23 protein-coding genes, 1 tRNA gene and 1 pseudogene are annotated in these 23,936 nt (G+C 64.5%); 6 read left to right on the top strand and 19 right to left on the bottom strand.

Annotated elements, in window-relative coordinates; genetic code table 11:
- Nucleotides 1-9: 9 nt before the first annotated feature.
- The 4 genes from AB8M46_RS25900 to AB8M46_RS25885 all read right to left on the bottom strand — a co-directional run bounded on the left by AB8M46_RS25900 (nt 10) and on the right by AB8M46_RS25885 (nt 4,959).
- Nucleotides 10-1,638: a GMC family oxidoreductase gene (locus tag AB8M46_RS25900; protein ID WP_125737151.1), complete on the bottom strand. Its 1,629-nt coding sequence runs from the start codon at nt 1,636-1,638 to the stop codon at nt 10-12.
- A 116-nt stretch (nt 1,639-1,754) separates the two neighbouring features.
- Entirely contained in the window at nt 1,755-2,594 is an 840-nt protein-coding gene (locus AB8M46_RS25895; protein ID WP_394361909.1) for an LLM class F420-dependent oxidoreductase, read from the bottom strand.
- A gap of 44 nt (nt 2,595-2,638) precedes the next feature.
- Entirely contained in the window at nt 2,639-3,805 is a 1,167-nt protein-coding gene (locus AB8M46_RS25890; protein WP_394361908.1) for a CaiB/BaiF CoA transferase family protein, read from the bottom strand.
- Nucleotides 3,802-4,959 (bottom strand): acyl-CoA dehydrogenase family protein, encoded by a 1,158-nt coding sequence (locus AB8M46_RS25885; RefSeq protein ID WP_394361907.1) that lies wholly within the window; start codon nt 4,957-4,959, stop codon nt 3,802-3,804. Before AB8M46_RS25885 ends, AB8M46_RS25890 begins: the two co-directional genes overlap by 4 nt.
- Before the next feature lie 101 nt (nt 4,960-5,060).
- Here AB8M46_RS25885 and AB8M46_RS25880 point away from each other — a divergent pair, with 101 nt between their 5' ends.
- A complete protein-coding gene (locus AB8M46_RS25880; RefSeq protein ID WP_038514918.1) occupies nt 5,061-5,405 on the top strand; it encodes a hypothetical protein in 345 nt (114 codons plus the stop codon).
- 61 nt (nt 5,406-5,466) lie between these two features.
- Nucleotides 5,467-6,840: a DUF6351 family protein gene (locus tag AB8M46_RS25875; RefSeq protein ID WP_394361906.1), complete on the top strand. Its 1,374-nt coding sequence runs from the start codon at nt 5,467-5,469 to the stop codon at nt 6,838-6,840.
- Here AB8M46_RS25875 and AB8M46_RS25870 read toward each other — a convergent pair.
- On the bottom strand, nt 6,837-7,496 hold the full coding sequence (locus AB8M46_RS25870; RefSeq protein WP_378422622.1) for a S1 family peptidase: 660 nt from the start codon (nt 7,494-7,496) through the stop codon (nt 6,837-6,839). The genes AB8M46_RS25875 and AB8M46_RS25870 overlap by 4 nt on opposite strands.
- 76 nt (nt 7,497-7,572) lie before the next feature.
- Nucleotides 7,573-8,595 carry an LLM class flavin-dependent oxidoreductase gene (locus AB8M46_RS25865; RefSeq protein WP_037336569.1) on the bottom strand — a complete coding sequence of 341 codons (1,023 nt, stop codon included), beginning with the start codon at nt 8,593-8,595 and terminating at the stop codon, nt 7,573-7,575.
- Between the two features lie 220 nt (nt 8,596-8,815).
- Here AB8M46_RS25865 and AB8M46_RS25860 point away from each other — a divergent pair.
- A tRNA-Leu gene (locus AB8M46_RS25860) sits at nt 8,816-8,899 on the top strand.
- On the opposite strand, the gene AB8M46_RS25855 is transcribed toward AB8M46_RS25860, so the two are convergent.
- From AB8M46_RS25855 to AB8M46_RS25845, 3 genes are all read right to left on the bottom strand, one after another.
- Nucleotides 8,881-9,381, bottom strand: a complete 501-nt coding sequence (locus tag AB8M46_RS25855) for a hypothetical protein (protein WP_394361905.1) — start codon at nt 9,379-9,381, stop codon at nt 8,881-8,883. The two genes, AB8M46_RS25860 and AB8M46_RS25855, sit on opposite strands and share 19 nt — an antisense overlap.
- Before the next feature lie 1,000 nt (nt 9,382-10,381).
- On the bottom strand, nt 10,382-14,998 hold the full coding sequence (locus tag AB8M46_RS25850) for a caspase family protein (RefSeq protein WP_394361904.1): 4,617 nt from the start codon (nt 14,996-14,998) through the stop codon (nt 10,382-10,384).
- Nucleotides 14,995-15,330: a hypothetical protein gene (locus AB8M46_RS25845; RefSeq protein ID WP_394361903.1), complete on the bottom strand. Its 336-nt coding sequence runs from the start codon at nt 15,328-15,330 to the stop codon at nt 14,995-14,997. The genes AB8M46_RS25850 and AB8M46_RS25845 overlap by 4 nt, the downstream gene beginning before the upstream one ends.
- 301 nt (nt 15,331-15,631) lie before the next feature.
- Here AB8M46_RS25845 and AB8M46_RS25840 point away from each other — a divergent pair, with 301 nt between their 5' ends.
- Complete coding sequence (locus AB8M46_RS25840) at nt 15,632-15,781, top strand: 3-deoxy-7-phosphoheptulonate synthase (RefSeq protein ID WP_394361902.1); 150 nt, start codon at nt 15,632-15,634, stop codon at nt 15,779-15,781.
- Nucleotides 15,782-15,798: 17 nt separating this feature from the next.
- On the opposite strand, the gene AB8M46_RS25835 is transcribed toward AB8M46_RS25840, so the two are convergent.
- Nucleotides 15,799-16,362 carry a MarR family winged helix-turn-helix transcriptional regulator gene (locus AB8M46_RS25835; protein WP_394361901.1) on the bottom strand — a complete coding sequence of 188 codons (564 nt, stop codon included), beginning with the start codon at nt 16,360-16,362 and terminating at the stop codon, nt 15,799-15,801.
- 94 nt (nt 16,363-16,456) lie between these two features.
- Here AB8M46_RS25835 and AB8M46_RS25830 point away from each other — a divergent pair.
- Nucleotides 16,457-17,182: pseudogene (locus tag AB8M46_RS25830) on the top strand (SDR family NAD(P)-dependent oxidoreductase).
- Between the two features lie 75 nt (nt 17,183-17,257).
- Nucleotides 17,258-18,187, top strand: a complete 930-nt coding sequence (locus AB8M46_RS25825; RefSeq protein ID WP_394361900.1) for an MFS transporter — start codon at nt 17,258-17,260, stop codon at nt 18,185-18,187.
- Nucleotides 18,188-18,249: 62 nt separating this feature from the next.
- Here AB8M46_RS25825 and AB8M46_RS25820 read toward each other — a convergent pair whose 3' ends face one another.
- The 9 genes from AB8M46_RS25820 to AB8M46_RS25780 are packed head-to-tail and all read right to left on the bottom strand — an operon-like array spanning nt 18,250 to nt 23,848.
- Nucleotides 18,250-18,618, bottom strand: a complete 369-nt coding sequence (locus AB8M46_RS25820) for a holo-ACP synthase (protein WP_394361899.1) — start codon at nt 18,616-18,618, stop codon at nt 18,250-18,252.
- A 4-nt stretch (nt 18,619-18,622) separates the two neighbouring features.
- Nucleotides 18,623-19,417, bottom strand: a complete 795-nt coding sequence (locus tag AB8M46_RS25815) for a hypothetical protein (protein ID WP_394361898.1) — start codon at nt 19,415-19,417, stop codon at nt 18,623-18,625.
- Nucleotides 19,414-19,683, bottom strand: coding sequence for an acyl carrier protein (locus AB8M46_RS25810; RefSeq protein ID WP_394361897.1), 270 nt, complete (start codon nt 19,681-19,683; stop codon nt 19,414-19,416). The genes AB8M46_RS25815 and AB8M46_RS25810 overlap by 4 nt, the downstream gene beginning before the upstream one ends.
- A complete protein-coding gene (locus tag AB8M46_RS25805; protein ID WP_394361896.1) occupies nt 19,680-20,639 on the bottom strand; it encodes a 3-oxoacyl-[acyl-carrier-protein] synthase III C-terminal domain-containing protein in 960 nt (319 codons plus the stop codon). The genes AB8M46_RS25810 and AB8M46_RS25805 overlap by 4 nt, the downstream gene beginning before the upstream one ends.
- Nucleotides 20,639-21,463: an SAM-dependent methyltransferase gene (locus AB8M46_RS25800; protein WP_037348319.1), complete on the bottom strand. Its 825-nt coding sequence runs from the start codon at nt 21,461-21,463 to the stop codon at nt 20,639-20,641. The genes AB8M46_RS25805 and AB8M46_RS25800 overlap by 1 nt, the downstream gene beginning before the upstream one ends.
- A complete protein-coding gene (locus AB8M46_RS25795) occupies nt 21,463-21,711 on the bottom strand; it encodes a hypothetical protein (RefSeq protein WP_037348320.1) in 249 nt (82 codons plus the stop codon). The genes AB8M46_RS25800 and AB8M46_RS25795 overlap by 1 nt, the downstream gene beginning before the upstream one ends.
- A gap of 27 nt (nt 21,712-21,738) precedes the next feature.
- Nucleotides 21,739-22,122 carry a holo-ACP synthase gene (locus AB8M46_RS25790; protein WP_125737616.1) on the bottom strand — a complete coding sequence of 128 codons (384 nt, stop codon included), beginning with the start codon at nt 22,120-22,122 and terminating at the stop codon, nt 21,739-21,741.
- A 2-nt stretch (nt 22,123-22,124) separates the two neighbouring features.
- Nucleotides 22,125-22,967, bottom strand: coding sequence for a hypothetical protein (locus tag AB8M46_RS25785; RefSeq protein WP_037348323.1), 843 nt, complete (start codon nt 22,965-22,967; stop codon nt 22,125-22,127).
- A complete protein-coding gene (locus tag AB8M46_RS25780) occupies nt 22,964-23,848 on the bottom strand; it encodes a diiron oxygenase (RefSeq protein WP_394361895.1) in 885 nt (294 codons plus the stop codon). The genes AB8M46_RS25785 and AB8M46_RS25780 overlap by 4 nt, the downstream gene beginning before the upstream one ends.
- Nucleotides 23,849-23,936 lie beyond the last annotated feature (88 nt).

Below are 23,936 nucleotides of genomic sequence, written 5' to 3'. Positions count from 1 at the left end.
TCTTCTCCGTCAGTTGTCCGACAAGACCAGCTGCGCACCCATCTCGCCGATCATGATGGCGGGCGCGTTGGTGTTGCCGCCGGTGATCGACGGCATGATCGAGGCGTCGCAGACCCGCAGGCCCTCGACCCCGCGAACCTTGAGGTCGGGACTCACGACCGCGAGCTCGTCCACGCCCATCCGGCAGGTGCCGACGCCGTGGTACACCGAGGTCGCCCGGTTCAGGATCGCGTCGCGCAGTTCCTGTCCCTGCAACGCTTTGCCGGGGTGCAGCTCCTCCTTGATCGAGCCGTTGAACGCCTTCGACGCGAAGATCTCGCGGACCATTTCCGAACCCTCGCCGAGCACCTCGAGATCGCCCGGATCGGACAGGTACTGCGGATCGATGAGCGGCGCCGCCGTGGGATCGGCCGAAGCGAGGCGCAGTGTGCCGCGGCTCCTCGGGTAGATCAGCGTCGTGAGCACGGTGAGCGCGGGCCGTTTGTCGACGTCGTGCCGGATGGGCGCGTCCTGGTTCGGCGTCACGTACGCCCACGGCAGGAGATGCAGCTGGAGGTCGGGCACTTCGGCGGCCTGGGAGGTCTTGAGGAAGGCGACGGCCTCGAACACCGAGTTCGCCAGGAACGTCGTGCCGGGCCGCATCAGTTCGCTGACGAGGCCACGCGCGAAGTACGGCGGCGTGCCCCTGTTCTTGCTCGACGACGCGCGGAAGGTCAGCGCGTGGAACATGTGGTCGTGCAGGTTGTCCCCGACCGGCAGATCCGCGACGACGTCGATGCCGTGTTCCTTCAGGTGCTCGGCGTGCCCGATCCCGGACAGCATCAGCAGCTGCGCGGATCCGACGAAGCCCGCCGAGAGGATGACCTCCTTGCCCGCCCGCAGGATGCGCTGGCCGCCGTTCGCGTCGACGACCTCGACACCGACCGCGCGGCCGTTCTCGATGACCACCTTCTTCGCCAGCACGCCGGACTGGACCTGCAGCGTGGCGGGCGCGAGATGGTGGATGTAGCCGCGTGAGGCGCTGTAGCGCAGGCCGTCCGCGGCGTTCTGCTGCATCCGGCTGACGCCCTCTTGGGACTCGGCGTTGTAGTCGTCGAGGATGTCGCAGCCGATCGCGTCGGCGGTCGCCTGGAGGAACTGGAGCGTGCCCTCCTGCGGGGTCTTGTTGCGGGTGACCCGGATCGGCCCGCCCGCACCGCGGAAGTCGTTCTCGCCGTCCTCGAAGTCCTCCATCCGCTTGTACGCGGCGTTGACACTGTCGGCGTCCCAGCCCTTGTTGCCCTCGGCGGCCCAGGAGTCGAAGTTGGCGCGGTTGCCGCGCACGTAGACCATCCCGTTGATGGAGCTGGAACCGCCGACCACCTTGCCGCGCGGCACCGGCATCCGGCGATCGAGAACGTGTTTCTGCGGCACCGAGTAGTAGCCCCAGTCGAAGGGCTTCTTGAGCTGCGGCACCGCGTGCATCGGGCCGACCAGCCCCGGCTTCTTGACGAGCATCTTCTCGTCCGTCTTACCCGCTTCGAGGACGATCACGCTGGCCCCGGCCTCCGCCAGCCTGCCGGCGATCGCGGCGCCCGAGCTGCCCGATCCGACGACCACGTAGTCGGCCTCGTCGCCGCGCGCAGCCCTGTTCGCCATGTCCGCTCCTCGGTCGCCCACCGTGCAGAACTGTAACCTGTTCTAGTTCTGTCACCGTATAGCGAGACCGGCCGGTTCCGCAACGGGCCATCGCTCCCCGGCCGGCCTCCGAGACCTCAGCGCAGCGATTCGAGCGCCTTCGCGAGCGGCTCCAGCACGGCGGGGGTGTGCGGCGGCGGCAGGTAGATGATCGCCAGGTCGAGCCCCACTTCACCGAGTGCTTCGGCCTCTGCGGCAACCTTCGCGTAGTCGCCGTCCGCGCCGAGGCGGACGTGCGAGGACAGCGTGATCTCCTTCGGATCCCGGCCGATGTCCGCGCAGTGCCGGTGCAGCACCTCGCGCTTGTGCGCGAACTCCTCCGGCGTGCCTCCGACGAAGTTCCAGTGCTGGGCGTACTTCGCGGTCGTGCGCAGGGTGCGCTTCTCGCCGCTGCCACCGATACAGATCGGCGGATGCGGCTTCTGCACGCCCTTGGGTTCACAGCGGGCGTCGGTCAGCTGGTAGTGCGCACCCTGGAAGGTGGTGGTCTCCTGGGTCAGCAGGCCGACGAGGACCTCACAGGCCTCCTCGAACCGGTCGCTGCGCTCCTTGACGGTGCCCAGTTCCATGCCGTACGCGCCGGATTCCTCTTCGTTCCAGCCCGCGCCGACACCGATCTCCAGCCGTCCACCGGAAACGATGTCCAGTGTCGCGGCCATGTTCGCGAGCAGCGCGGGGTGGCGGTAGTGGATCCCGCTGACCAGCGTGCCCACCCGGAGCCGTTTCGTGGCCTGCGCGAGCGCGGTGAGGGTCACCCACCCTTCCAGGCAGGGGCCGGTCGAATCCGAGAAAATGGGATAGAAGTGATCGAAGGTCCAGCCCGATTCGAAGAGTTCGATCTCGTCGGCGGCCTGCCAGACGGCGAGCATGTCGGACCAAACGGTGTCCTGCGGCGAAGTCTTGATGGCGAATCGCATGATCTTGATCGTAAACCTGGAGTTCCTCCAGTCGCTTCCGAAATTCAGCGGGCGATGCCACGGCGAAGATAATCGTCGGCGTCCACTCCGGACTCGACGAGCAACGCGTGCGTGTGCTCTCCCAACGCCGGGACGTCGCCCATGCACGCCTCGAAATCGTCGAACGTCACCGGCGGCAGCAGCGCGTCGATCCGGGCGAATTCGGTGCCGACCTTGCGCCAGCGATCGCGCGCCCGGAGCTGAGGATGGTCGGCGACCTGGCCGACGTCCTTGAGTTGGGCGGCGGGCACCCCGGCCGCGGCGAGCCGGTCGTCGAGTTCGCTGTTGGACCACAGCGAGGTCTTCGCGGCGACGGCGGCGTCGCATTCCGCGCGGTGGGCGACCCGCTGGACGTTGGTGATGAAGCGCGGATCGTCGGCGAGTTCGGGCGCATCGAGGACGTCGGTGACGAGCGTGCGCCAACCCGAGTCGTTCTGGACGCCGATGAGCATCTGACCGTCGCGCGTGGGGAAGGCGTCGTACGGCGCGATCGAACTGTGGCTCAGTCCCATCCGCTCGGGCTCGGTGCCGGCGTACATCCGGGTGTTGAGCGCATATCCCATCCATTCGACGGTGGCTTCCAGCATCGAGACCTCGATCGTCGCGCCCTCGCCGGTGCGCCAGCGGCGCAGCAACGCCGCCAGCACCGCCTGCGCGCAGTACATGCCCGACGCGATGTCAGCGGTCGGGATACCGGTCTTCGCCGGAGCGTCCGGGGTGCCGGTGATCGCGATGAGCCCGGCCTCGGCCTGGATCAGCATGTCGTAAGCCTTGCGCCGCTCCATCGGCCCGCCCGCGCCGAACCCGGACAGGTTCACCACGACCAGCTCGGGATGATCCGCCCGCAGATCACCGAAACCGAGCCGCTCCGCCGCGCCGGGCGCGAGGTTCTGCACGAACACGTCGGCCTTCGCGGCCAGCCGCTGGACGACGTCACGGCCCTCGTCGGTCTTGAGGTCGACGGCGAGCGATTCCTTGCCCCGGTTGAGCCAGACGAAATGCGCGCCGCTGCCGTGGACGGCGTGGTCGTACGCGCGGGCGAAATCCCCGCCGTCGACGCGTTCGACCTTGATCACCCGCGCGCCGAGGTCGGCGAGGTTGCGGGTGGCCAGCGGTACGGCCACGGCCTGTTCTACGGCGACGACGGTGACCCCGTCGAGTGGCCGCGTCACGCTTTCTTCTTCTCGGCCCGCACCAGCCCGCCGCCGATGATCAACCGCTGGATCTCGCTCGTGCCCTCGTACAGCCGCATCAACCGGACGTCCCGGTAGATCCGCTCGACCGCGACCTCGCGCAGGTAGCCGCTCCCGCCGTGGACCTGCACCGCGAGATCCGCGGCCTTGCCCGCCATCTCGGTGCAGAACAGCTTCGCCGCCGACGGCGCGATCCGCCGGTCCTCCCCCGTCACATACGCCCGCGCCGCCTCACGGGCGAGCGCGCGACCGGCGAGCACACCGGTCTGCTGATCGGCCAGCATCGCTTGCACCAGCTGGAAATCCCCGATCGGCGTGCCACCCTGGGTCGCCGACGCGGCATACGCGACGGACTCGTCCAGCGCCCGCTGCGCCGTCCCGACGGCGAGGCCCGCCATGTGGATCCGGCCGCGCGCCAACGACGTCATCGCCGCCTTGTAGCCGACATCGCCGTCTCCGCCGACCAGCGCCTCGGGCCCGACGCGGACCTGCGAGAACGTCACGTCCGCGGTCCGCGAACCTTCCTGTCCCATCTTCGCGTCCTTCGCCCCGACCGTGATGCCCGGCGCGTCGGCGGGCACGAGGAACACCGCGATCCCGGTGTCCGTCCGCGCGAACACCACGAACAGTCCGGCCTCGGTGGCATTGGTGATGAACTGCTTCCCACCGTCGATCACCCAGCCGTCACCGTCCGGCTTCGCGCTGGTCCGCAAGCCAGCGGGATTCGACCCCGCGCCCGGCTCGGTCAGCGCGAACGACGCGACGACCTCACCCGACGCGATCCCCGGCAACCACCGGGCCTGTTGTTCCTGCGTGCCGAAACCGACCAGCACCTGCCCGGCGATCCCGTTGTTCGTGCCGAACATCGACCGCAACGCCAGCGACGTGTACCCCAGCGCCATCGCGACCTCGACGTCCTGCACCAGGTCGAGGCCGAGCCCGCCCCACTCCTGGGGGATCGCGTACCCGAACAGTCCCATCTCCGCGGCCTGCGCCCGCAGATCGGCCGGAATGGCGTCCGTGTTCATGATCTCCAGCTCCCGGGGCATCACCCGGGTGCGCACGAAATCGTCGATCTGGCCGAGAACGTCCGCGAACACGTCGTCGGGGACGTCGGGGTTGCCGGTGTACATGCCCTCACTATCGATCACCGTCCGGACTCCGGTCCACTCCCCCGAGTGGATTTGACCGCGAGACCTACCGGCGATGTTGATCACCGTCCTAACGTCGAAGCATGCGTACACGAACCGCTTTCCTTTCCCTTGTCAGCGCCGTCGCCCTGTGCTTCACGATTCCGGCGGTGGCCTCAGCGGCCGACGGCGAATTCACCTACCGCTACTACGACGAAGACGAAGAAATCCAGGTCGGCACCCTGGTGGATCCGGACGACGGCGAATGCATCGAAATACCCGAAATAGCCGACTGGGACGTCGACGCGTTCCGTCCGCGGAACGACACCGACTCGACCGCCGTGGTGTTCCTGGACGACGACTGCTCGAGTGACTCCTACTTCTCGCTTCGCCCGAACGGCGGCCGGGGCTCGGACAGACTTCTCTTCCGCTCGGTCATCTTCAGTTAGGCCGAGCAGCCGTCGACAGCGCGATCCGCGCGGCGAAAGATGAGCCGCGGGGGTGGTCGTCGTGGCACGACGTGGACTTGTCTTCCTGGCCCTGCTCACGATCTTTCTGGGGCTGATGGTCCCTCGTGCCTCGGCCGACGGCCCGGTCGCCAGGTACGAGGGCGACCTCGAAGGCGCACGCTATCTGGTGCTGGTGCCGGAAAACTGGAACGGCACGCTCGTGCTGTGGAGCCACGGGATGTACTCCGTGGCGTATCCGGAACCCGATCGGATCGCGCTGACGTCACAGCCCGCGACCGAGTCTTTCCTGCTGGAGCACGGATACGCCTTGGCCGCGTCCCAGTATCGGACCGTGCGTGGCTGGTCGATCGAGGAGGCCCTGACCGACCAGACCCGGTTGCACGACTGGTTCACCCACACGATCGGCCCGCCGCGACGCACCATCGCGGCGGGCGAATCGGTGGGCGCGATCACCGCGACCCTGCTCGCCGAACGGAACCCGCGCCGGTTCGACGGCCTGATGACCTTCTGCGGCACCCTCGCCGGCGGGGCCGCGCACTGGAATTCGTCGCTCGATGTCGGGTACGCGCTGAACACGCTGCTCGACGCACGGCTGCAACTGGTGCGGATCACCGATCCCGCGGCCAACGTGGGCAGATTCGTCGACGTGGTGCAGGCCGCCACCGCGAATCCGGGAGGCAGGGCGCGGCTCGCGCTGGCGAACGCGCTGGCCGAGATCCCAGGCTGGCTGGACGCCACGCAACCACGTCCGCCGGACGTCGCGGATCAGGTTTTCTGGCAGGGCGTCTGGGATCGCTTCTACCGCGCCGGCGCGTTCGGTGTCGACCGGGTCGCGCTGGAACAGCGAGCGGGCGGCAACCCGAGCTGGAACGTGGGCGTCGACTACCGGCGGATCCTGGCGAAGTCCGGCGAACGGACGCTGGTGGAACGCGCCTACGCGGAGGCGGGGCTCGACCTCGGTGCGGACCTCGACCGGCTCGCGAAGGCGCCCCGAATCGCTCCGGATCCGGCCGCGTCCGCCTATCTGGCCCGCTTCGGGCTGCCGTTGGGTCGCACGCCGGTCCCGGTGCTGACCATGCACACCGTCGCGGACGGCACCGCGCCCGCGGCGCACGAACGCGCCTACGCCGACCGAGTGGGGCCGGGCGACGAACTCCGTCAGCTGTTCGTGAACCGCGCAGGTCACTGTGTGTTCACCGCGTCCGAGGAGATCACCGCGCTGCGCACGCTGGAGCGGCGGCTGGACCGCGGGCGCTGGCCGTCGACCGGTGCCACCGCGCTGAACTCCGAAGCAGGCTCGCTCACCCCGGAACACCAGACGATCTTCGACATCGTCCGGGAAACCCGCGTGACGACCACGCCGGCGTTCGCGCGGCATTCCCCTCCCCCGTATCCGAGGGCGCTGCCGTTCTAGGCGCCGGCGAGGATCGTCAGCCCGTAGGCCGACAGGATCCGGTTGACCGGGACGAAGTAGGTGGAGCCGCCGCTCGAGCAGTTGCCGCTGCCACCGACCAGCACGCCCTGCGCCTGCGTCCCGCTGACGAACGGCCCACCGTTGTCCCCCGGCTCGGCGCAGACGGAAGTCCGGGTCAAACCGGTCAGTGTTCCGTCCGGGAAGGTGATCGACACGTTCTTCGCCTGGATGGTGCCGCAGTGCCAGCCAGTGGTCGCGCCGTACCTGCACACCGACGCGCCGACCGGGGCTTCGACCGACCCGGTGATCGTCACGCGGGGTGCGGTGGGCGGGATCGAGCCCACCAGCCGCCAGTCGGTCGTGTTGGTCACCCGGATGACGATCGCGCCCGTCGGCGGGGTCTGGGCGCCCACGACCACGCCGACCACCCGGCCGGCGCTGCGGATCGTGTCACCGGGCTTGCCGCAAGCCGAACTCGCGATCAGGTAGCCAGTATTCCCCGAGACGGCGGCGAACCCGGCCGTGCACCGCGTCGCGGCGCCGCTCTGCAACACGCTCCCGCCGCCGAGCGGAGCGGGAGCGCTCGCTTGCGCGGTCGACGGCAGGGCCAGGCCGAGGGCCAGGACCAGGCAGGACAGGGATCGGGGCAGTCTCACGGGATCCTCCGATGGCCGGGGATGTCCCGATCGTAACGAGCGGAACACCCCGGCCCATCCGCCGAACCGCGCATTCTCAGCGCCAGCCGAGCTCCGGCGCCACATGGGTGAGGATGCTCTCCAGCACGTGCGCGTTGTACTCGACGCCGAGCTGGTTCGGGATGGTGAGCAGCAGGGTGTCCGCGGCCTCGATCGCCTCGTCCTCCTTGAGCGCCCGCACCAGCTCGTCCGGCTCGGCGGCGTACGACCGGCCGAAGATCGCCCTGGTCGTCTCGTCGATCATGCCGACCTGGTCCCGCGAGTCCCGGTCACGGCCGAAATACGCCCGGTCCAGGTCGTTGGTCAACGCGAAGATGCTGCGGCTGACCGACACCCGCGGCTCACGCGAGTGTCCGGCCTCCTTCCAGGCTTCGCGATAGGCCTCGATCTGCTTGCGCTGCTGGACGTGCAGCGGCTCACCCGTCTCGTCGTCCTTGAGCGTGGAACTCTGCAGGTTCATGCCCTGCTCCGCCGCCCACACCGCGGTCGCGTTGGAGCTGGATCCCCACCAGATCCGCTCGCGCAACCCCTCCGAATACGGCTCGAGCCGCAGCAACCCCGGCGGATTGGCGAACATCGGCCGCGGGTTCGGCTGCGCGAACCCCTCGCCCTCGAGCAGCTTGAGGAAGACCTCGGTGCGCTGACGGGCCATGTCCGCCGCGGTCTGCCCCTCCGCCGGCCCGTACCCGAAGTACCGCCAGCCATCGATGACCTGCTCCGGGGATCCCCGGCTGACCCCGAGCTGAAGCCTGCCGCGGGAGATGAGGTCGGCGGCGCCCGCCTCCTCGGCCATGTACATCGGGTTCTCGTACCGCATGTCGATCACGCCGGTACCGATCTCGATCTTCGACGTCCGGGCCCCGATCGCCGACAGCAACGGGAACGGACTCCCCGCCTGCCGCGCGAAGTGATGCACCCGGAAGTACGCGCCGTCCACGCCGAGCTCCTCGGCCGCGACCGCCAAGTCGATCGACTGATGCAGGAAGTCGGCCGCGGACCGCGTCTCGGAGTGCGCGCTCGGTGACCAATGGCCGAAGGACAGGAAACCAATCTTCTTCACGCCCGTGTAAGCGCCCCGCCCCCGACTTTGATTCCCCACCCTCCGTAGCCGCCGGTCACACTACGCACTTTCAGCCTTCGACCTGGGGGAACGCGCCCCTCTGACACCGCGGGAGCTGTCGGAGGGTAACCGATCATCGTCTCAATGTAGGTCTGCGTGACTATACGTACCCCCCTGATTGAGGCCCTTCAGGCGACGTATACTCTTCTCACATCAGCAAGTCCGAGTGGCGGAATGGCAGACGCGCTAGCTTGAGGTGCTAGTGTCCTTAACGGACGTGGGGGTTCAAGTCCCCCCTCGGACACCCGCATTAACCCTACGGGGTGGGCGGATGGTCACATCGACCGTCCGCTCTTTTGCGTTATAGACCATCTCCAGGCCGATCTCGCCGTAGAGCTCCTGAAGTCTTCCCGGGCTCGCGTTCCCGACCTGACGTCCCAGTTCGCCGAACGCATCGACCATCGCTTCGAGTTCGGCTCTGCCGATCGACTCCTCAGCCGGAGCACGCGCCAGATCCTCCTCAGCGGCGTCGCGCTCCTCCTTCGCCCGGTTCAACGGTTCGATCAGCGCTCCAGGGTCCGCAACCGCTTCGATCGCCTCCCGAAGTCTTGTGAGTCGCGTCTTGGCCTGGGAGAGCGGCCGCCGCGCTTCCTCCGATCGCTCCGGATTCACAGCAACCTCACCAGCCACTCCGAGCATCGCAAGCACTGTCTTCTCGCGTTGCTCTGGGGAGAAGACCTGGCTGATGTACCCGTTGACCGGCTCGATGACGGCGGCCTCGGGCATGTACCCGTTCTTTGGGTGCTCCGCAAGAGCCGGCGAGCCTGGTACGAGTGTCCGCGCCGCGCACCGGTCGTAGATCCGGCTCTCGCGGGGCGTCCCTTCCATCTCGCGTAGACAGTGCCCGCATCGAACCCGACCGCGGAACGCATACACCCACTTCGTGGCCGCGGTCCGCGCTCCAGCTTTCGGCGAGCAACCAGGCCGCCCGCCGCCCGTCACCGCCTGAGCAACAGGACTTCAATGAAATAGTGACGCGCAGCAAGCGCAACTTACGGCCACCCCGCCTCCACGTTTGCTGGTATCGCTGCGTAGCTGACGGTCGGCCGCCGAACCAAGTTTCGCCTCACCGCATTTGGAGTCGGCAGACCGACCGGGCACGTCACGCACTCCAGAACGTCGCCGCCGCAGCCGTCCAGCTCGTCGACGCACAGCGCGCCGACCTCTGCCCGTCGCTGTGACGGCGTCTCGCCGACAACACAAACTGGCCTCCCGACGACTGTTCGCGACAGCTGCGCCAGGTTCCAACTCAAGCCGTCACAACCTTCATGCACGATCTATTCCCAGGTCAAGACCACGTCTCAGGTGTCACAGCACCCCTAAGGGTGTGACGGCACGCAAGACAAGGTGTGACGGGTAGCTCCATGCCGAATTTCGTAACGGCAGGCACGCCCGCGGCCAAGTCCCGAAATACGCGATGAAGTCTTCGGAGGTACCGAGTGGCCGGACCGACCTGCGGAACGGTGCTGGCCCGTCCCCGCGGGCACGGACCTACACTGGCCTACCACGGCATGGTACGCCGTCAACGCGCCGCCGTGCCCGGCTGACTGCTGGTCCCCCTCTCGCCAACCTCTCACCTTGCTAGACCAGGAAAGTCAAGCCGTAGCTACTGCTCGCCGGTCCGTCGTCTTCGGCAACGATCCGGTGGACGCGCTTGCAGAGTTGACAGCTCCCGTCGAACTGGCAAACGCCAGTCAAACGACATCAGGCCGTTCCTCCAGAAGAGCTAAATATTCTGCTTATTCAGTACCTCAAGAAAAGGTGGCAGCTGGAACCCGAGTTTCACAAGGCGACTAGCGACCTGCCCCACTGGTCGGCCCAATAGAGTCGAAATCAGAAGAATATGCCTAGCGGAAACTGCATGTTCGGCGGATAGCCAGCGAGAATCCGAATTGACTTCCACTGAAGCCAGCAGTCGAATATCACTCCGTTCCACAGGAACGGATACCTTAATTGGAGCAACCTCAAATCCAAATCGAGACAGGCGACGCCTGACATCTTCCGGCGAATATCCCAGCTCCGCAGCCGCAGCAAGAACATGCCCCGCAGAAACCGGCTCATCAAGTTCAAGCCAGGGGCTAGTACGATCCAAATTCCTGCTGATCAAAAGTGCATCATTACGATCAAAATCTTGCCACCAAGTGTATTCGGGTACGTTCATCCCTAGGTCGGCGAGAAGCCCTGCTACACGTTCGGGTGAGCTTCCAAGCTCACCGGCCGCAGCAAAAACGTGGCCAATTTCCACCGACTCGGCGGGCCTTAACCAAGGCCCAGAACGATCGAGGTCGCGACTCAGAATCGTTGCGAGTTCCTGTTGACTTAACGAGAGGCTTACCAGGCTCGGGACGGCGAACCCAAGCTCCACTAAACGGTCTCGAACCTTTTCAGGCGTCCAGTCGAGCTGGAAGGATAGGAGGAAGATGCTACTCAATCGAATGTTCTCACCTGGTGTCAACCAGGGCCTCGCTCGATCGAGATCTTTACTGAAAAGCATGATATCATCGCGGTCAAATACTAGCGACCAATCAAAATCAGCTACCGCTAAATCAAAACTCGTCAGACGGTCGATAATCTCTTTGACGGGCCGATCCATCTGGAGCGCTGCTGCTATTACATGTCCGGCCGGGACCAAATTACTTGCGACCAGCCACGGTGGCTTGTTATCCAGGTTCTCGCTAAGTATCGTGGTGTCCGTGCGATCAAAATCGCGAGACCAGTCAAACTCAGTAACGGTAAAGCCGAATTCAACCAGTCGTCGAACAATGTCAACAGGAGAACACTGAAGATCTTCGGCGGCCGCCACAATGTGCCCAATCGGAACAATTTTGCTTGAATCGAGCCACGGGGAATTTCGATTTAGATTCTTGCTAAGTAAGGTAGCATCCGTGCGATCAAAATCGCGAGACCAGTCAAACTCAGTAACAGTAAAGCCGAATTCAGTCAACCGAGCGACAATATCACGTGGTGACCATTGAAGTTGTTCCGCGGCCGCCAGCACGTGGCCGAGCGGCACGGGTCTATCCAACGCTAGCCAAGAAACAATCCCAGGCGGAAGATCGTCATCGATTTCGATCGTATCCAGCCTTTTGGGCCCGTCCCGCGAGTAGCTTCGAGTCAGTAAATAGAGGTCTGACGGGCGGGCTACTGGAAACGAATCGCTCGAACTAGACGTCACACCTGTGAGCAACCCGGCGCTTGCCCAGGCGTTCAAGCGCCACCCGAAGATCCAGTCTGGTCCACGTTCCCTTAATCTCATCCAGGCCTGTCTGCTTCCGGACTTATCCCTTCCAAATATCGCGTTATCAAGAGGAAAATAGCCAATCGTCGGCAACCCTACTTGACTGTCGGCGATAAACCACTTAACCGTATCATCTGCAGTAGCTCGCTCGATGATCTCATCTGCAATTTCAGGGTTATCCTTCGCGACTTTCCAAATCCATGGATGAGTTCGTAATGCACCTTCTTCGTCATTAAAGAGCCTATCGATCTCACCGGCAAGCAACCGGTTCACTTCTCGAGTGTCGTAGTCGACGATCTGGCGGCGATCCACGGTAAGTTTCGGGGCAACGTCTCCGGTAAGATTAACAATTGCACCAAATAGTTGCTTCCCAACCCAGAGACCGTCGGCGAGGATCCCTCCTGTCGAATTGCACCACCATACTGCCGGCGTCGAAGTGCTCAGCGCCGATGCTGAAGACTTTCGTTGCGCGTCGGGCTCAAACGGATTTCGAGAACCAATGGGAGCAACAGGTGATAATTTGTTTGGCTCCCAAACTGCGCGCTCCTCATTATCTCTGGCGACAACCTCATACTCGGATATCCACAGCACTCGAGAAAGTATGCGCACGCACGAAACAGAAAGATCGTCATCGCGAAGTATTAGACGGACAACTGTTCCAGCACTATTGCTAGGTCCAAGGTCTTGGATCCGGCTAACGGCTCCGGGGCCAGGTATATTTACCTTGAGCTGCCTGCCAGGTTGTCCAGTTCGAGTCAACCGGCAAGTGGTAACGACAATCTCGTCAGCAATCATGAAGTAGCTAAGAACGCCAACACCGAAGGCACTGTTTTCATGAAAGGAAATGCCAAGTTCTTTCCACTTCGCTTTCTCTTCAATAAATTCTGGAAGATCCGCAAAACGGACACCGGCATTCGAAAAGACGTCGGTAAGTTCGCGACGCCCCATTCCTATCCCATTATCGATGCAATCCAGGTAGCGCCGACCGGAAATATCTGTTCCTTGTTCAAAAGCGATCTCGCCATGCCACTCAGGCAGTTGCACGTTGGTTCGCCTAAGATACTCGGTTCTCGCGGTGCGGTACCTACATGCATCAAGCGCGTTCTGATACAGCTCACGGACAGCTAGGGCCGGATCACCATATAGCTGTTCACCCATAAGCAACTCTTGGATGCGGTCGTCAGCTAGCCGAAAACGAAATCCTTGACCATCATAAATGGCCCCACCTCCTGGCTTAAACGCTGATCGAACTTCGTCTGCCGATGCGTGCGTTGGAAGATCGGACAGTGGGGCCAAGTCAGCAATTTCGGATGCGAGAGTGTCAATTTGCTGTAGAACATTTGTTACCTCGATGGCGTGTTCGTTGAGAGCGACATCAACAGCTTGATGCGTACATTCAGCATTTAATACTCGGGTGCGTCCACGCGGTCGCCACGACGCTCGACGGATTGTTTCGAGAAGGTCCTCTAAATTGACCGGGTCGGCGATTCCGATATGTTCGGCCACAACGACTGAGATGCTTGCCGGCTCAATCGCGAGTAGATGGGAAATTATTAGAAGCAGCCCGATAACCTGCTCACGCAGCTCTTGCTCCTGGGGAGTTGCCATTGCAATGGATCTTGATAACGCTAAGGCGCGAGGGTTGTCAGATCTAGTTGCCTCAATGGCCGTCATTCGCATGCTGCGAATAAGGGACCCTAGGTGTTGTGCATCGAAGACCTCAGCCAAGAATCGACTGCCGTGTTCTACATCGTCTAACAGCAAGCTATCTAACTTAAGAAGCATTTTGACTGTTTGAGTTTCATAAAGAGATATTCTCCGGATTTGCCATCGATGAAACAGCCACCAACGAATATCTCTGGAGGCACGACTGTTATTCGCATAGACACTAGCTTGATTTAGTCTTCCAGCTCGACGAGCCAGTCGAGGATATCTCTGGGTAAATCTTTCAAAGTCCGCGCTCGCAGCTGCATCTCCTACCACTTTCTCGTCGACGACTTCACGAAGTTTCACAGTTGCTCGCGCCCAAAATGTGGCGTGAACAACCGGGAATGCGGCCAGCAATGCTGCCTCGCTGGCAGTCAAAGCTGGCCCCCCAGGTTCCTGAGCTAGCTTTTCACTGTTTAATACACGGGTAAGCAACCAGTTCAGACGATCATTGGTTCGAGTTGCCAACTGCTCGTCCCACCATGGGTCATCGGCGAGGTTATCCTTGCAATCTTCAACTAGTTCTGCGCAATGCTTTACAAGCCTAACAGCATCTTGCTTTAGCGCAGCGTCGTCGACAGCTAGTTTCCAGGCTTCATGTTCATTAACGGCACGTATCCATGAGTGCTCCGCACTGTTCGCTGAATTATTGCCCTTTCGCTTTCCGAATAGAGTAACTTCTTTTGTCTGTGATACATCACCGACTAGTTGTATTCGCTGGCGCGGAAGGGAGTTTTGGGACGTTATATCCTCCACGTTGATTCTGACTGCAGCCACTACAGAATCTAACGTACTAGGGCCGGATTCGTCCATGGCAACCATATTGAATGCTCTTGAGAGCACACTATATGATCCAATTTCAGACTTGACATACCGAGCCCATTCTCCTTCAGAGCAGGCATACAGATAGGACACTATCCGATTTCCAACGTAGGCCTGCTTTTGGCGGGACCAGCCAATCGAATACGAACCCTTTTCTTGCAGATGAACACCTTCTCGGCAGGCGTCCACAACTATTAGCACATTGCCGCACGTGCTATCTTCGATATATTCCTTGAACCCGATTTCGAGACATCGGCTCGCAAAACGCTTGCTTCTAGTGTCAGCACTGGACGGAATCAGGTAGTCGACGCCGTTTCGGTGCATTCCATGTCCACTCAAGAATATGAGTAGAAGCTGGCCAGCTTCAGCGGACCTGCAGAAATTCTCAATTGCCCGATCAATTCGATCCCGGTCGGTTTGATGCTGGTCATGTAACTCGACCTCATATCCCGCGCCGACAAGCGTCCGATTTAGCTCAGTTAAATCGCTCTCAATAAAAGGCAAGTTGTCAATGTTGACGTCGTCATAGTAGGGGACACCAATAAGGAGCGCTCGGAAGCGTGCCACCGGCGTCACCGCCCGAACAGAATCTTGATGCCGCCTTTGCCGGCAGTTTCGGCGCTAGTTCCAAGTAGGGCGACTCTTCCTTTAGCTGTCACCTCGAAGGAAATTTCTACCTCCTTAAGAGGTAGATCCGTGCCTACCTGTGTAATGCCTTCAAACAGCTCCGCTAGGCCGTTCAAAGTATCTTGGAGATTGCGTCTCAGGATAGCTAGATTTACCGACTTTGCGACCGGTTCGGTCTTGACTGAGCCGAAGATTCCTTTCTCATTTCTATCAGTCAAGTCTTCGTCAATCGCAACGATGAACGTCAAGGTCTGATTTTCAGAGGTCTTGGGACCAGTCATCGGATTCCTCTATGCTTGCGGGTCGTCACGTGGCCAGTGCTGTTAGCAGATCGCCTTATTCCGGCTCAGCGTTACGCCGCACCTGCGGCACACAGACAACTCCGGGGCCATCCCTACTCAAACCACCTTTCAGCGACATATACATAACGGTTTGGTTACGTTTTCGAGTCCATGGCGGTGTGACCTATTTGGCGCACCACTTCAGTGCTACCGAGCAGCGCTGCTATGTCGGGCTGCAGAACAGCTACGAGTGTCTCAGCTTGTGACGAATACGAACGGTCTCGCCTGACTCCACCTCGACGTGAGCCCCGACCCGGTGACCGAATGCGTGGACACGGTGGCGGAGTTGTCCGGCGCCCTCGACTTGAACAGGTACGAGTCGGCCTGCGACCCCCGGCTGACCCCGGAGCAGGCGCAGCGGGTCGTCCTGCATTTCACCCGATCGCTCTGATCCGCCCGCGGCGGGGTTCAGAGCACCGAACCGACATCACCGACATGCGAAACACCGTGATCGTTGCAGCGGCCCTGGACCTCGCCGAGGAGCACCCGGAGCAGTGAGGAGAGCTGGGCGCGCTGCTCGTCGCTCAGCCCGGAGATCAGTTCGAGTTCCCGCTCCAGCACGCGATCGACCGTCTGCTCCACCAGGGCGTGCCCGGCCGGGGTCAGGGTCACGTACACGCTGCGGCCGCGCGGTTCGGTGTGCCGCTCGACCAGCCCCTCGCGTTCCGCGCGGGCCACCCGCTGCGAGATCGCCCCCGCGGTGACCAGGGTCAGCCTCGCCAGTTCCCTGGTCGTCAGTGAGTACGGCGGTGAGCTGCGCCGGAGCATGCTGAGCAGGTCCAGCGTGGCCGAATCGACGTCGGAATCCAGCAGGACGCGGCGCCGGTCCTCACCGAACAGCTTCGCCAGCTGCCACACCCGGGTCACGATGCCGATGGACTCGGTCGACGTGCCGGGCCGTTCGCGCTGCCATGCCGCCTCGATCTCGTCCGCGGCGTCCGGCGTGGGGTCCTTTTCGGACGCTGCACTCATCCCAGACCTCCACCGCGGTTGTCGGCTGCACGACGCACAGCCTATCATTTAGGCCTAAACGTGAGTTAGGACCGGCGAACACGAAGGAGGCTAGATGACCCGGACGATCCTGGTCACCGGCGGGGGCACCGGCATCGGCAGGGCCGTGGCGGCGAGATTCGCGGCGTCCGACGCCGTCGTACACATCACCGGCCGCCGCAAGGACGTACTGGTCTAGGCGGCGGCCGACCTCGGCTCGTCGGTCCGGCCGCTCGTCTGCGACGCCACCGATCCCGAACAGGTGACCGCCGCGCTGGACTCGCTGGACGGGCCGATCGACGTACTGGTCAACAACGCGGGCGGCAACACCGACTTCGACCTCCCCGAGCAGGACGGGCTCGCCGGGGTCCTCGCGCGCTGGCGGGCCAACCTGGACGCCAATCTGATCAGCGCGGTGCTGACCACCACCGCTGCCCAGGACAAGCTGGCCGAAGGCGGATCGGTGATCCACATCGGATCCATCGCCGCGGACCAGGGCGCCGGATCGTACGGCGCGGCCAAGGCGGGACTCGCGTCGTGGAACGTCGACCTGGCCAAGCAGCTCGGGGCCCGCAAGATCACCGCGAACGTGGTTTCGCCGGGCTACATCCGCGAGACCGAGTTCTTCCGGGACAAGCTCCCCGCCGAGCGGGCCGAGCAGCTGATCGGCGCGACCAGCACCGGCCGCGCCGGGATTCCCGCCGACATCGCCGAAACGGTGTACTTCCTCGCTTCCGCCGGCGCCCGGCACATCTCCGGGCAGACCTTCGGTGTCAACGGCGGCGCCCACCCGACCAGGTAAGGACGAGAATGGTTGCCGTCGCGGAAACATCGCCCTCGACCGTGCCCGGTCCTCCGTGACTGGGCGGGGATTGGGGTGGTGCTGCTGGCCACGTTCATGGGCCAGATCGACATGTTCATCGTGAACGTGGCCAGCCCGCCGATCCAAGCGGATCTGGGCGCAAGCTTCGGCCAGATCCAGTTCGTCATCGACGGCTACGTGATCGCCTACGCGGCGGGCATGGTGACCGGCGGCAAGCTCGGCGACCGGTTCGGCCGCAAGAAGGTGTTCCAGTACGGGGTGGCGGCGTTCACCGTCGCCTCGTTGCTGTGCGCGCTGTGTCCCACGGCGAATCTGCTGATCGTGGCGCGGGTCGTGCAGGGCGCTGCGGCGGCCGTCCTGATGCCGCAGGTGCTGTCGATCATCCAGGGCACCTTCGCCCGGCCGCGGGACCGGCAGCGCGCGATCGGCGCGTACGGCTCGGTGATCGGGCTCGGGGTCGTCGCCGGGCTGATCGGCGGCGGGCTGCTCCTGAACATGGACGTCGCCGGGCTGGAATGGCGGACGGTCTTCCTGATCAACGTCCCGATCGGGTTGCTCATCCTGCTGACCGCGCCGTCGACGGTCCGGGAGAGCCGGAGCGAGGTCACCGCGCCGCTGGACATGGTGGGCACGGTGCTCACCGCGTCCGTGCTGCCGATCCTGCTGATCCCGTTGTCGCTCGGGCCGGAACACGGCTGGCCACCGTGGATCTGGGGCTGCTGCGCCGCCGCGGCGCTGCTGACGGCGGGTCTGTTCCGGTACGAGAACAGGCTCGCCGCACGCGGCGGGGATCCACTGCTGCCGGCCCGGGTCCTGCGCAGGCGCGGTTTCCCGGCCAGCATGGCGACGGTGACGGTGTTCTTCGCCGGCAACGCGGGCTACTTCCTGGTGCTGACCTACTACCTCCAGTCCGCGCTGCACCTGGACCCGCTGGCCACCGGTGTGGTGTTCGTGCCGCTGGCCTCGGCGTCGCGCTGGAATTGATCGTTCTCGCCCTCATCCTCCGGTACGCCTGGACCTGGCCCCGCACCGCGCGGTGATCTCGTCTACGCCGCGAGCGCGACCGCCAGGACCAGGTCCGCCTTGTGCGTGATCGACACCTGAACCTCCACGACCCCGAGCGCGGCGGCGCGCGCGGCCGCCGCGTCGGTGAGCGTCACCAGTGCCGCGCCGGAATCGGCTCGTTCGACGGCGATCTGGCGCGGCGCGACGCCGTCGGCGAAACCGGTGCCGAGAGCCTTCGCGACGGCTTCCTTCGCGGCGAAGCGGCCCGCCAGGAATTCGCGGCATCGATCGGGGCCGAACCCGGCTGCGGTGGCGAGTTCGGACTCGGCGTAGACGTAGGCACGGAACCACGGCCGTGCCAGCAGCCGGTCCAGTTCGCCGACGTACAGCAGGTCGGCCCCGATCCGCATCGGGCTACCCCGCCGGGAAGGTGAAGACCGCGGCGTGACTGCGACCGCTCACCGGATCGGTGTCGCAGAGCACGACCTTCCGGTACGTCTCCTGCCACGCCGGCCAGTTTCCCGCCAGGGCGAGCCACACACTGGTGCAGTACGAGCCGGGCGCGACCCGGTGGACGTCCTCCGCCTCGACGGTTTCCGTCACCCACGGGCCGAGGACCACGAGCGTGCCGGGCTCCCGATGGGGTTCGAGCAGCTCCCCCACCGACCCGCCGGACGACACCGACGCCAGCCGTGGTCCTGGACCGGTGCCGAGGACCAGGGCGGCACCCGAGTCGACCAGCCCACCGTCGTCGACCAGCGGATGCGGGGTCGGGAGCGTCGTCTGCTCCAGTACCGCGACGACCGCCTCCTCGCATCGTCCCGACCGCTGATACGCCGCCACGATGCGCAGGGCCGTGAAAGGCGCGGCCAAACCCTGCTGGGCCACGGAGAACGTGGTCGCCGTGACGTCGAGCCGGTGGGCGAGATACGGCGCCACGGCGGTGAACGGCAGGACGTCGGGAAGGGCGTGGGTCACGATGATCAGCTGCGGGCGACTCGTGCGCACGCCCTCGGCTTCCAGCAACCGGTCGGTCAGCGCCTTGTGCGAGACGTGCGCGCCGCGTTGCCAGCGTTCTTCGTCCACTTTGGACCCGAACGGTTCGACGAGATCCGCGAGGAACCTCGAGACCGCTGCGTCCTCCTGGTAGCCGGGACCCGGCGGTGAGATCACCGCGCTCGTGCCGCGCAGGGTCGGTTCACCGCTCATGACACTCCTTCCCCGATGGCCTGCCTGGATTCGACGTAGTCGGCGAACGAACGGACGGTGCGGAGGCGATCGATGTCGAGATCGTCCGGATCCACCGTGATGTCGACGGCCATCTCCACCAGCATCAGCAGTTCCAAGACCTTCGACGAGTCCAGCCGCAGGTCGTCGAACAGCCGCGTGTCTTCGGTCAGCCCGGTGATCTCCCGTTCCAGGACGTCCCCGAGCGCGTCCGCTATGGCCGACACCACTTCGTCGCGACCCGTCACGTCCCGCTCCCCCGCGTCCGATGGGTGATCACCATGGCGCCGAACGTCGCACCGAGACCGACCGTCACGAGCACGTAGCGGGCACCGTCGACGAGCCGGCCGCTCTCCCGCAAGGTCGTGTAGTTCAGGAACACGTCCGACGAGAAGCAATGGCTGAGCTTGGGGATGTTCTCCAGGAAGAACTTCTCCGACGGCGCCTCCAGCGCCTTCACCGTCTGCCGCCAGGCGAGGGCGTTGACGTTGTGCGGGATCACCAGCTCGATGTCGTCGAACCCGCATCCCGCCTCGGCCACCGCCGCCAGGATCACCTCGGCCAGCCGCGGCCCGTAGAGCTCGCCGAATTCGGTGTTCTGTTCCGGGGTCAGCGCCAGCCATTCCGCGTACTGCCCCAGCGTCTTCGTGACGAAGGAATGCACGACGTCGCCGTCGCCGTCCACCGCCAGCAGGCACGCCGAGGCCGCGTCCGCCATGATCGCGGTGTTGGGGATCAGCTGCACGATCGGCGAGAACGCCCGCTCGCCGGTCACCATCAGCGCGTAACCGCCGGTCCCGCCCTCGGCCCGCAGCAGTTCGGCCGCGACGTCGATGGCACCCAGGCTGCTCACACACGCCTGGTGGGACAACGCGAACGCCTCGACGTCCACCAGTCCCAGCCGCCGCACGAGCTCCTGGGCGATGTCGACGTCGGCCGGCGCGAGCGCCTGGGTCGTATGCGCGAACACCAGCCTGTCGATCCTCCGGCCGGCGGGCAGCGCCGCCAGCGCCCGCTTCGCGGCGGGCAACAGCAGGTCGAACAGGTCCATCCCGGGATCGAACCGGAGGGTGTCGAGGCCGTAGAACTTCCGGAACACGCCGAGTTCCGCCCGGCGCAGCCCGAGGTGCTCGCCGAGCTCCTCGATGCGGACGCTGCGCTCGGGTACGAACGATTCGACGCGTTCCAGGGTGGTCGCGCCCATCAGCCCTCCAGGTATTCGGCCTGCAACAGCCAGAGCCGGTTGGCGCCGCGGCGTTCCGGCGGCTGTACCTCGTACGGCCAGCGGCCCTCACCCGCGCCGGGCTGGCCAGGTTCCTTGATCTCGTCGACCTTCCAGCCGTGGGCCAGCAGGAACTCCTCGGGCTCGTCGGTGCCGAAGATCCACGGTGTCCCGTCGTCGGCCAGCCGGTCGAGGAACGGCTTCGAGAACGGGCTGCGCAGCAGGGCACGGCCGAGGATGTCCAGCGCCAGCCTGCTTCCCGGCGCCGACACCGAGCCCAGTGTCTCCAGCAGACCACCCGCCTGCTCCTCGGTCAGGAAGAAGGTCAGCGCCTCGGCCACCCACAACGTCGGGCGGGCCGGGTCGAAGCCCGCCTTCTCCAGTTCGGGCAGCCATTCACGGGTCAGGTCGGCGGGTACGACCCGGCGATCGACACGCGGCTCGGCGCCCAGTTCGGTCAGCCGTCGCTGCTTCTCCACCAGCAGCGGCTCGTGGTCGACCTCGAAGACGACGGTGTCTTCGGGCCAGTCCAGCCGGAACGCCCTGGTGTCCATCCCCGCGGCGATCAGCACCACCTGGCGGATGGAGGGATCCGACCGCAGCTCGCCGATCGCGTCGTCGAGGAACCTGGTCCGGATGCTGATGAACGGCAGCAGCCCGCCACCGGCGTAGCGTTCGATCAGCCGGAACCCGTCCGGCGCGGCGAGGGCGCTCGCCAGCGGGTCGACGTACAGCGCGTCCTCGCGTTCGGACTCGAGCGAACGAGCCGCCGCCATCCACTGCGCGGTATAGGAAACGGCGTGCATCAGCTGACTCCCGCTCCGGCGAAGAACGCCTTCTCGATGGCCGACAGGGTTTTGAAGTCCGCGATGTCGATGTTGTCGAAGTCGACCTCGACCCCGCTCGCGTCCTCGATCACGTAGACCAGCTCGACGAACGACAGCGAGTCGACCAAGCGGCTTTCGATCAGGTCCTCTTCGAACGCCAGCTCGGTGCGTTCGGGGTGCCTGCCGAGAATCCAGTCACTGACCTTTTCGATACCAGGGGCGGGCATGTCTTCTCCTTCGAGGTTGTTTCCTTCTCAGTCCGCGGCGGACACCGCGACCGCGATGGCGTACGCGTCGTCGTGGGTGATGCTGATTTCGATCTCGCCGAGCCCGGCTTCCCGGGCCAGCCGCGCGGCGCGTCCGGTGAGCCGGACCACCGGCCAGCCGCCGTCGCTCTTGAGCACTTCGGTCGAGAGCCAGGGCACGGGCTGCCCGCCGACGTGGAAGAGTTTGAACACCGCTTCCTTGGCGGCGAGGCGTCCCGCGATACCGGCCAGGTCCGGACCGTCCGGAGTGGACGAACTCAGCAGTTCGGCGGAAGAGAGCATTCGGCGCAACGCGGGTTCCGCGTCCTGGGCGACGAGCTCGCGCACCCGGCTGAGCGGGACGACGTCGATGCCGATCCGTCTCGCGGGCATGGTCACCCGGCCCGGTCCGCCGCCGCTCGCACGGCCGCCAGCGCCGCCGGGAGATCGCCGTGGTGGACCTCGGTGAGCACGGCGAGCCAGCGCTCCAGGCCGAACGCCACACAACTGGTGTAGGCGAACTCCTTGCCGTCTCCGAAGCGGATGTCGCATCGTTCGCCGAAGAAGTTCCGATGGGTGTTGACCGAAGCGATCGCGAGGGTGCCGTGCTGGAACTCGTATTTGACCGGGCTCAGCTTCTGCAGGAGGGCGCGGGCGCCGTCGTTCTGGAAGAACGGATCGATCGCGGCCTCCTTCTCCAGGCCGAGGCCGAGTTCGCCGGAGAACGCCAGGATCCGTTCGGTGAAGCGGGAAACGACTTCCTGCGTGTGCTCGAACGAGCCGAGGGCGACGATCTCACGCATCTGGAAGCTCGCCAGCCGCCGCAACCCGCTGTAGTGGTCTTCGCTGCGGAAACAGCGGTTGACGAGCGTCACGATCTCCGTCTCGGACACCTTCGTGCCCTCGTAGAAGAGGTAAGCCCCGTAACAGGTCGCGTGCGGCAGACCGTAGCGGCCGTCCTGCAGATCGCCGCCGGCGAACCGGCCGTCGACCGGCTTTCCCTCCCGGCCGGCCAGATCCAGTGGACCGGCCACGAACGCCAGATGCGGGAAGTTCGCGTAGACGTCGAATTTTTCCAGGTCGGTGACCGGGTACAGGGGCGGCGGGCTGATCTCCCGCGCCCCGGCGGTGCCGGCCCAGCCGAGGAAGGTCCGGTCGAGTTCCTGGACGAGAGCGGTCTCGTCGGGACCGAGGATCGCCAGCGCTTCGGCGCCGTCCACTCCGGTGGTTCGGGTCATCGGAGGATCCCCGTTCGCTCCAGGTACTTCAAGGTCTTGCGGAACACCTGTTGCTCGGTGGCCGGCCGGTTGGGCGCGTCGAGCAGCGCGCGCCGGAGCTCCAGCGGGTTCTCGATGCCGGCGTCGCGGTAGACCTGCGGGTTGTACAGCGACTCGAAACTGTAGGTGAGATAGCGGCGGAGATAGGCCGAGACCTCGACGAGTTCCTCTTCGGTCGCCGTCTTCTTGAGGTCTCCGTAGAGATGCTCGACCAGCTCCCGGCCGAACGCGATATGCCGTGATTCGTCCTGATGATGGATGCGGTTGATCGCGCGGATCGTCTCGTGCAGGCGTTCGTCCCGCGCCATCAGCGAGTTGTAGTGGTCCACCAGTTCCTCGAAGATCAGGATCCTCGCGAACACCAGCAGACTCTCCACTTTGGATGAAGAGGCCGGTGGGATGGTGACGCCGGCACCCGGGGCGCGATAGATCTTCCCGCCGTAGCGCAGGCAGAATTCGGCGAAGAACCACATGTGTTCGTTCTCTTCGCCGATGAAGTGGTGGAAGAACTCCGACGGCGTCTCGAAACCCGCCGTGTGGATACGTGCGACGACCTCGATGAGCAGCTCGCGGATCCCGTGCACGTTGAGGCTGTAGAAGTTGATGCTCTCGTACCGCGACAGGGCGAAGAGCTGGTCTTCGCTCAGTGTCGTGGCGAACTCGGTGCCGTGGGTGGTGGTGAGCTCGGGGCTCATCCACCACATCCGTTCGGGCAGGCTGTCCGGCCACTCGAACATCTGATAGGGGTTGTAGTAGTCGTCGATCGACTTCGACGAGAGGCGATCGAGCAGGCCGCGAAACCGTTCGTCCGCGTCGATGATGTCGCTGATGTCACTGGCCACGAAGGTCTCCTCCGTTCTTCCGGACTCGATTCGACGCTACGGCAAGGAATCCGCGCGATTCAACGTCCGCAAGCGGTCTGGCCGACAC

It is taken from the genome of Amycolatopsis sp. SB7-3 (genome assembly GCF_041021335.1).
GTDB classification, from domain to species: Bacteria; Actinomycetota; Actinomycetes; order Mycobacteriales; family Pseudonocardiaceae; genus Amycolatopsis; species Amycolatopsis japonica.
Note: the sequence above shows the minus strand (reverse complement) of the source record. Positions and strands in the feature narration are given on the sequence as shown.

What these genes read in the sequence shown, in the direction of transcription:
- AB8M46_RS25900 (WP_125737151.1), bottom strand. Translation starts at nt 1,638, where the DNA reads ATGGCGAACAGGGCTGCGCGCGGCGACGAGGCCGACTACGTGGTCGTC.
- AB8M46_RS25895 (WP_394361909.1), bottom strand. Translation starts at nt 2,594, where the DNA reads ATGCGATTCGCCATCAAGACTTCGCCGCAGGACACCGTTTGGTCCGAC.
- AB8M46_RS25885 (WP_394361907.1), bottom strand. Translation starts at nt 4,959, where the DNA reads ATGTACACCGGCAACCCCGACGTCCCCGACGACGTGTTCGCGGACGTT.
- AB8M46_RS25880 (WP_038514918.1), top strand. Translation starts at nt 5,061, where the DNA reads ATGCGTACACGAACCGCTTTCCTTTCCCTTGTCAGCGCCGTCGCCCTG.
- AB8M46_RS25855 (WP_394361905.1), bottom strand. Translation starts at nt 9,381, where the DNA reads ATGCCCGAGGCCGCCGTCATCGAGCCGGTCAACGGGTACATCAGCCAG.
- AB8M46_RS25845 (WP_394361903.1), bottom strand. Translation starts at nt 15,330, where the DNA reads ATGACTGGTCCCAAGACCTCTGAAAATCAGACCTTGACGTTCATCGTT.
- AB8M46_RS25835 (WP_394361901.1), bottom strand. Translation starts at nt 16,362, where the DNA reads ATGAGTGCAGCGTCCGAAAAGGACCCCACGCCGGACGCCGCGGACGAG.
- AB8M46_RS25820 (WP_394361899.1), bottom strand. Translation starts at nt 18,618, where the DNA reads ATGCGGATCGGGGCCGACCTGCTGTACGTCGGCGAACTGGACCGGCTG.
- AB8M46_RS25815 (WP_394361898.1), bottom strand. Translation starts at nt 19,417, where the DNA reads ATGAGCGGTGAACCGACCCTGCGCGGCACGAGCGCGGTGATCTCACCG.
- AB8M46_RS25805 (WP_394361896.1), bottom strand. Translation starts at nt 20,639, where the DNA reads ATGGGCGCGACCACCCTGGAACGCGTCGAATCGTTCGTACCCGAGCGC.
- AB8M46_RS25800 (WP_037348319.1), bottom strand. Translation starts at nt 21,463, where the DNA reads ATGCACGCCGTTTCCTATACCGCGCAGTGGATGGCGGCGGCTCGTTCG.
- AB8M46_RS25795 (WP_037348320.1), bottom strand. Translation starts at nt 21,711, where the DNA reads ATGCCCGCCCCTGGTATCGAAAAGGTCAGTGACTGGATTCTCGGCAGG.
- AB8M46_RS25790 (WP_125737616.1), bottom strand. Translation starts at nt 22,122, where the DNA reads ATGCCCGCGAGACGGATCGGCATCGACGTCGTCCCGCTCAGCCGGGTG.
- AB8M46_RS25785 (WP_037348323.1), bottom strand. Translation starts at nt 22,967, where the DNA reads ATGACCCGAACCACCGGAGTGGACGGCGCCGAAGCGCTGGCGATCCTC.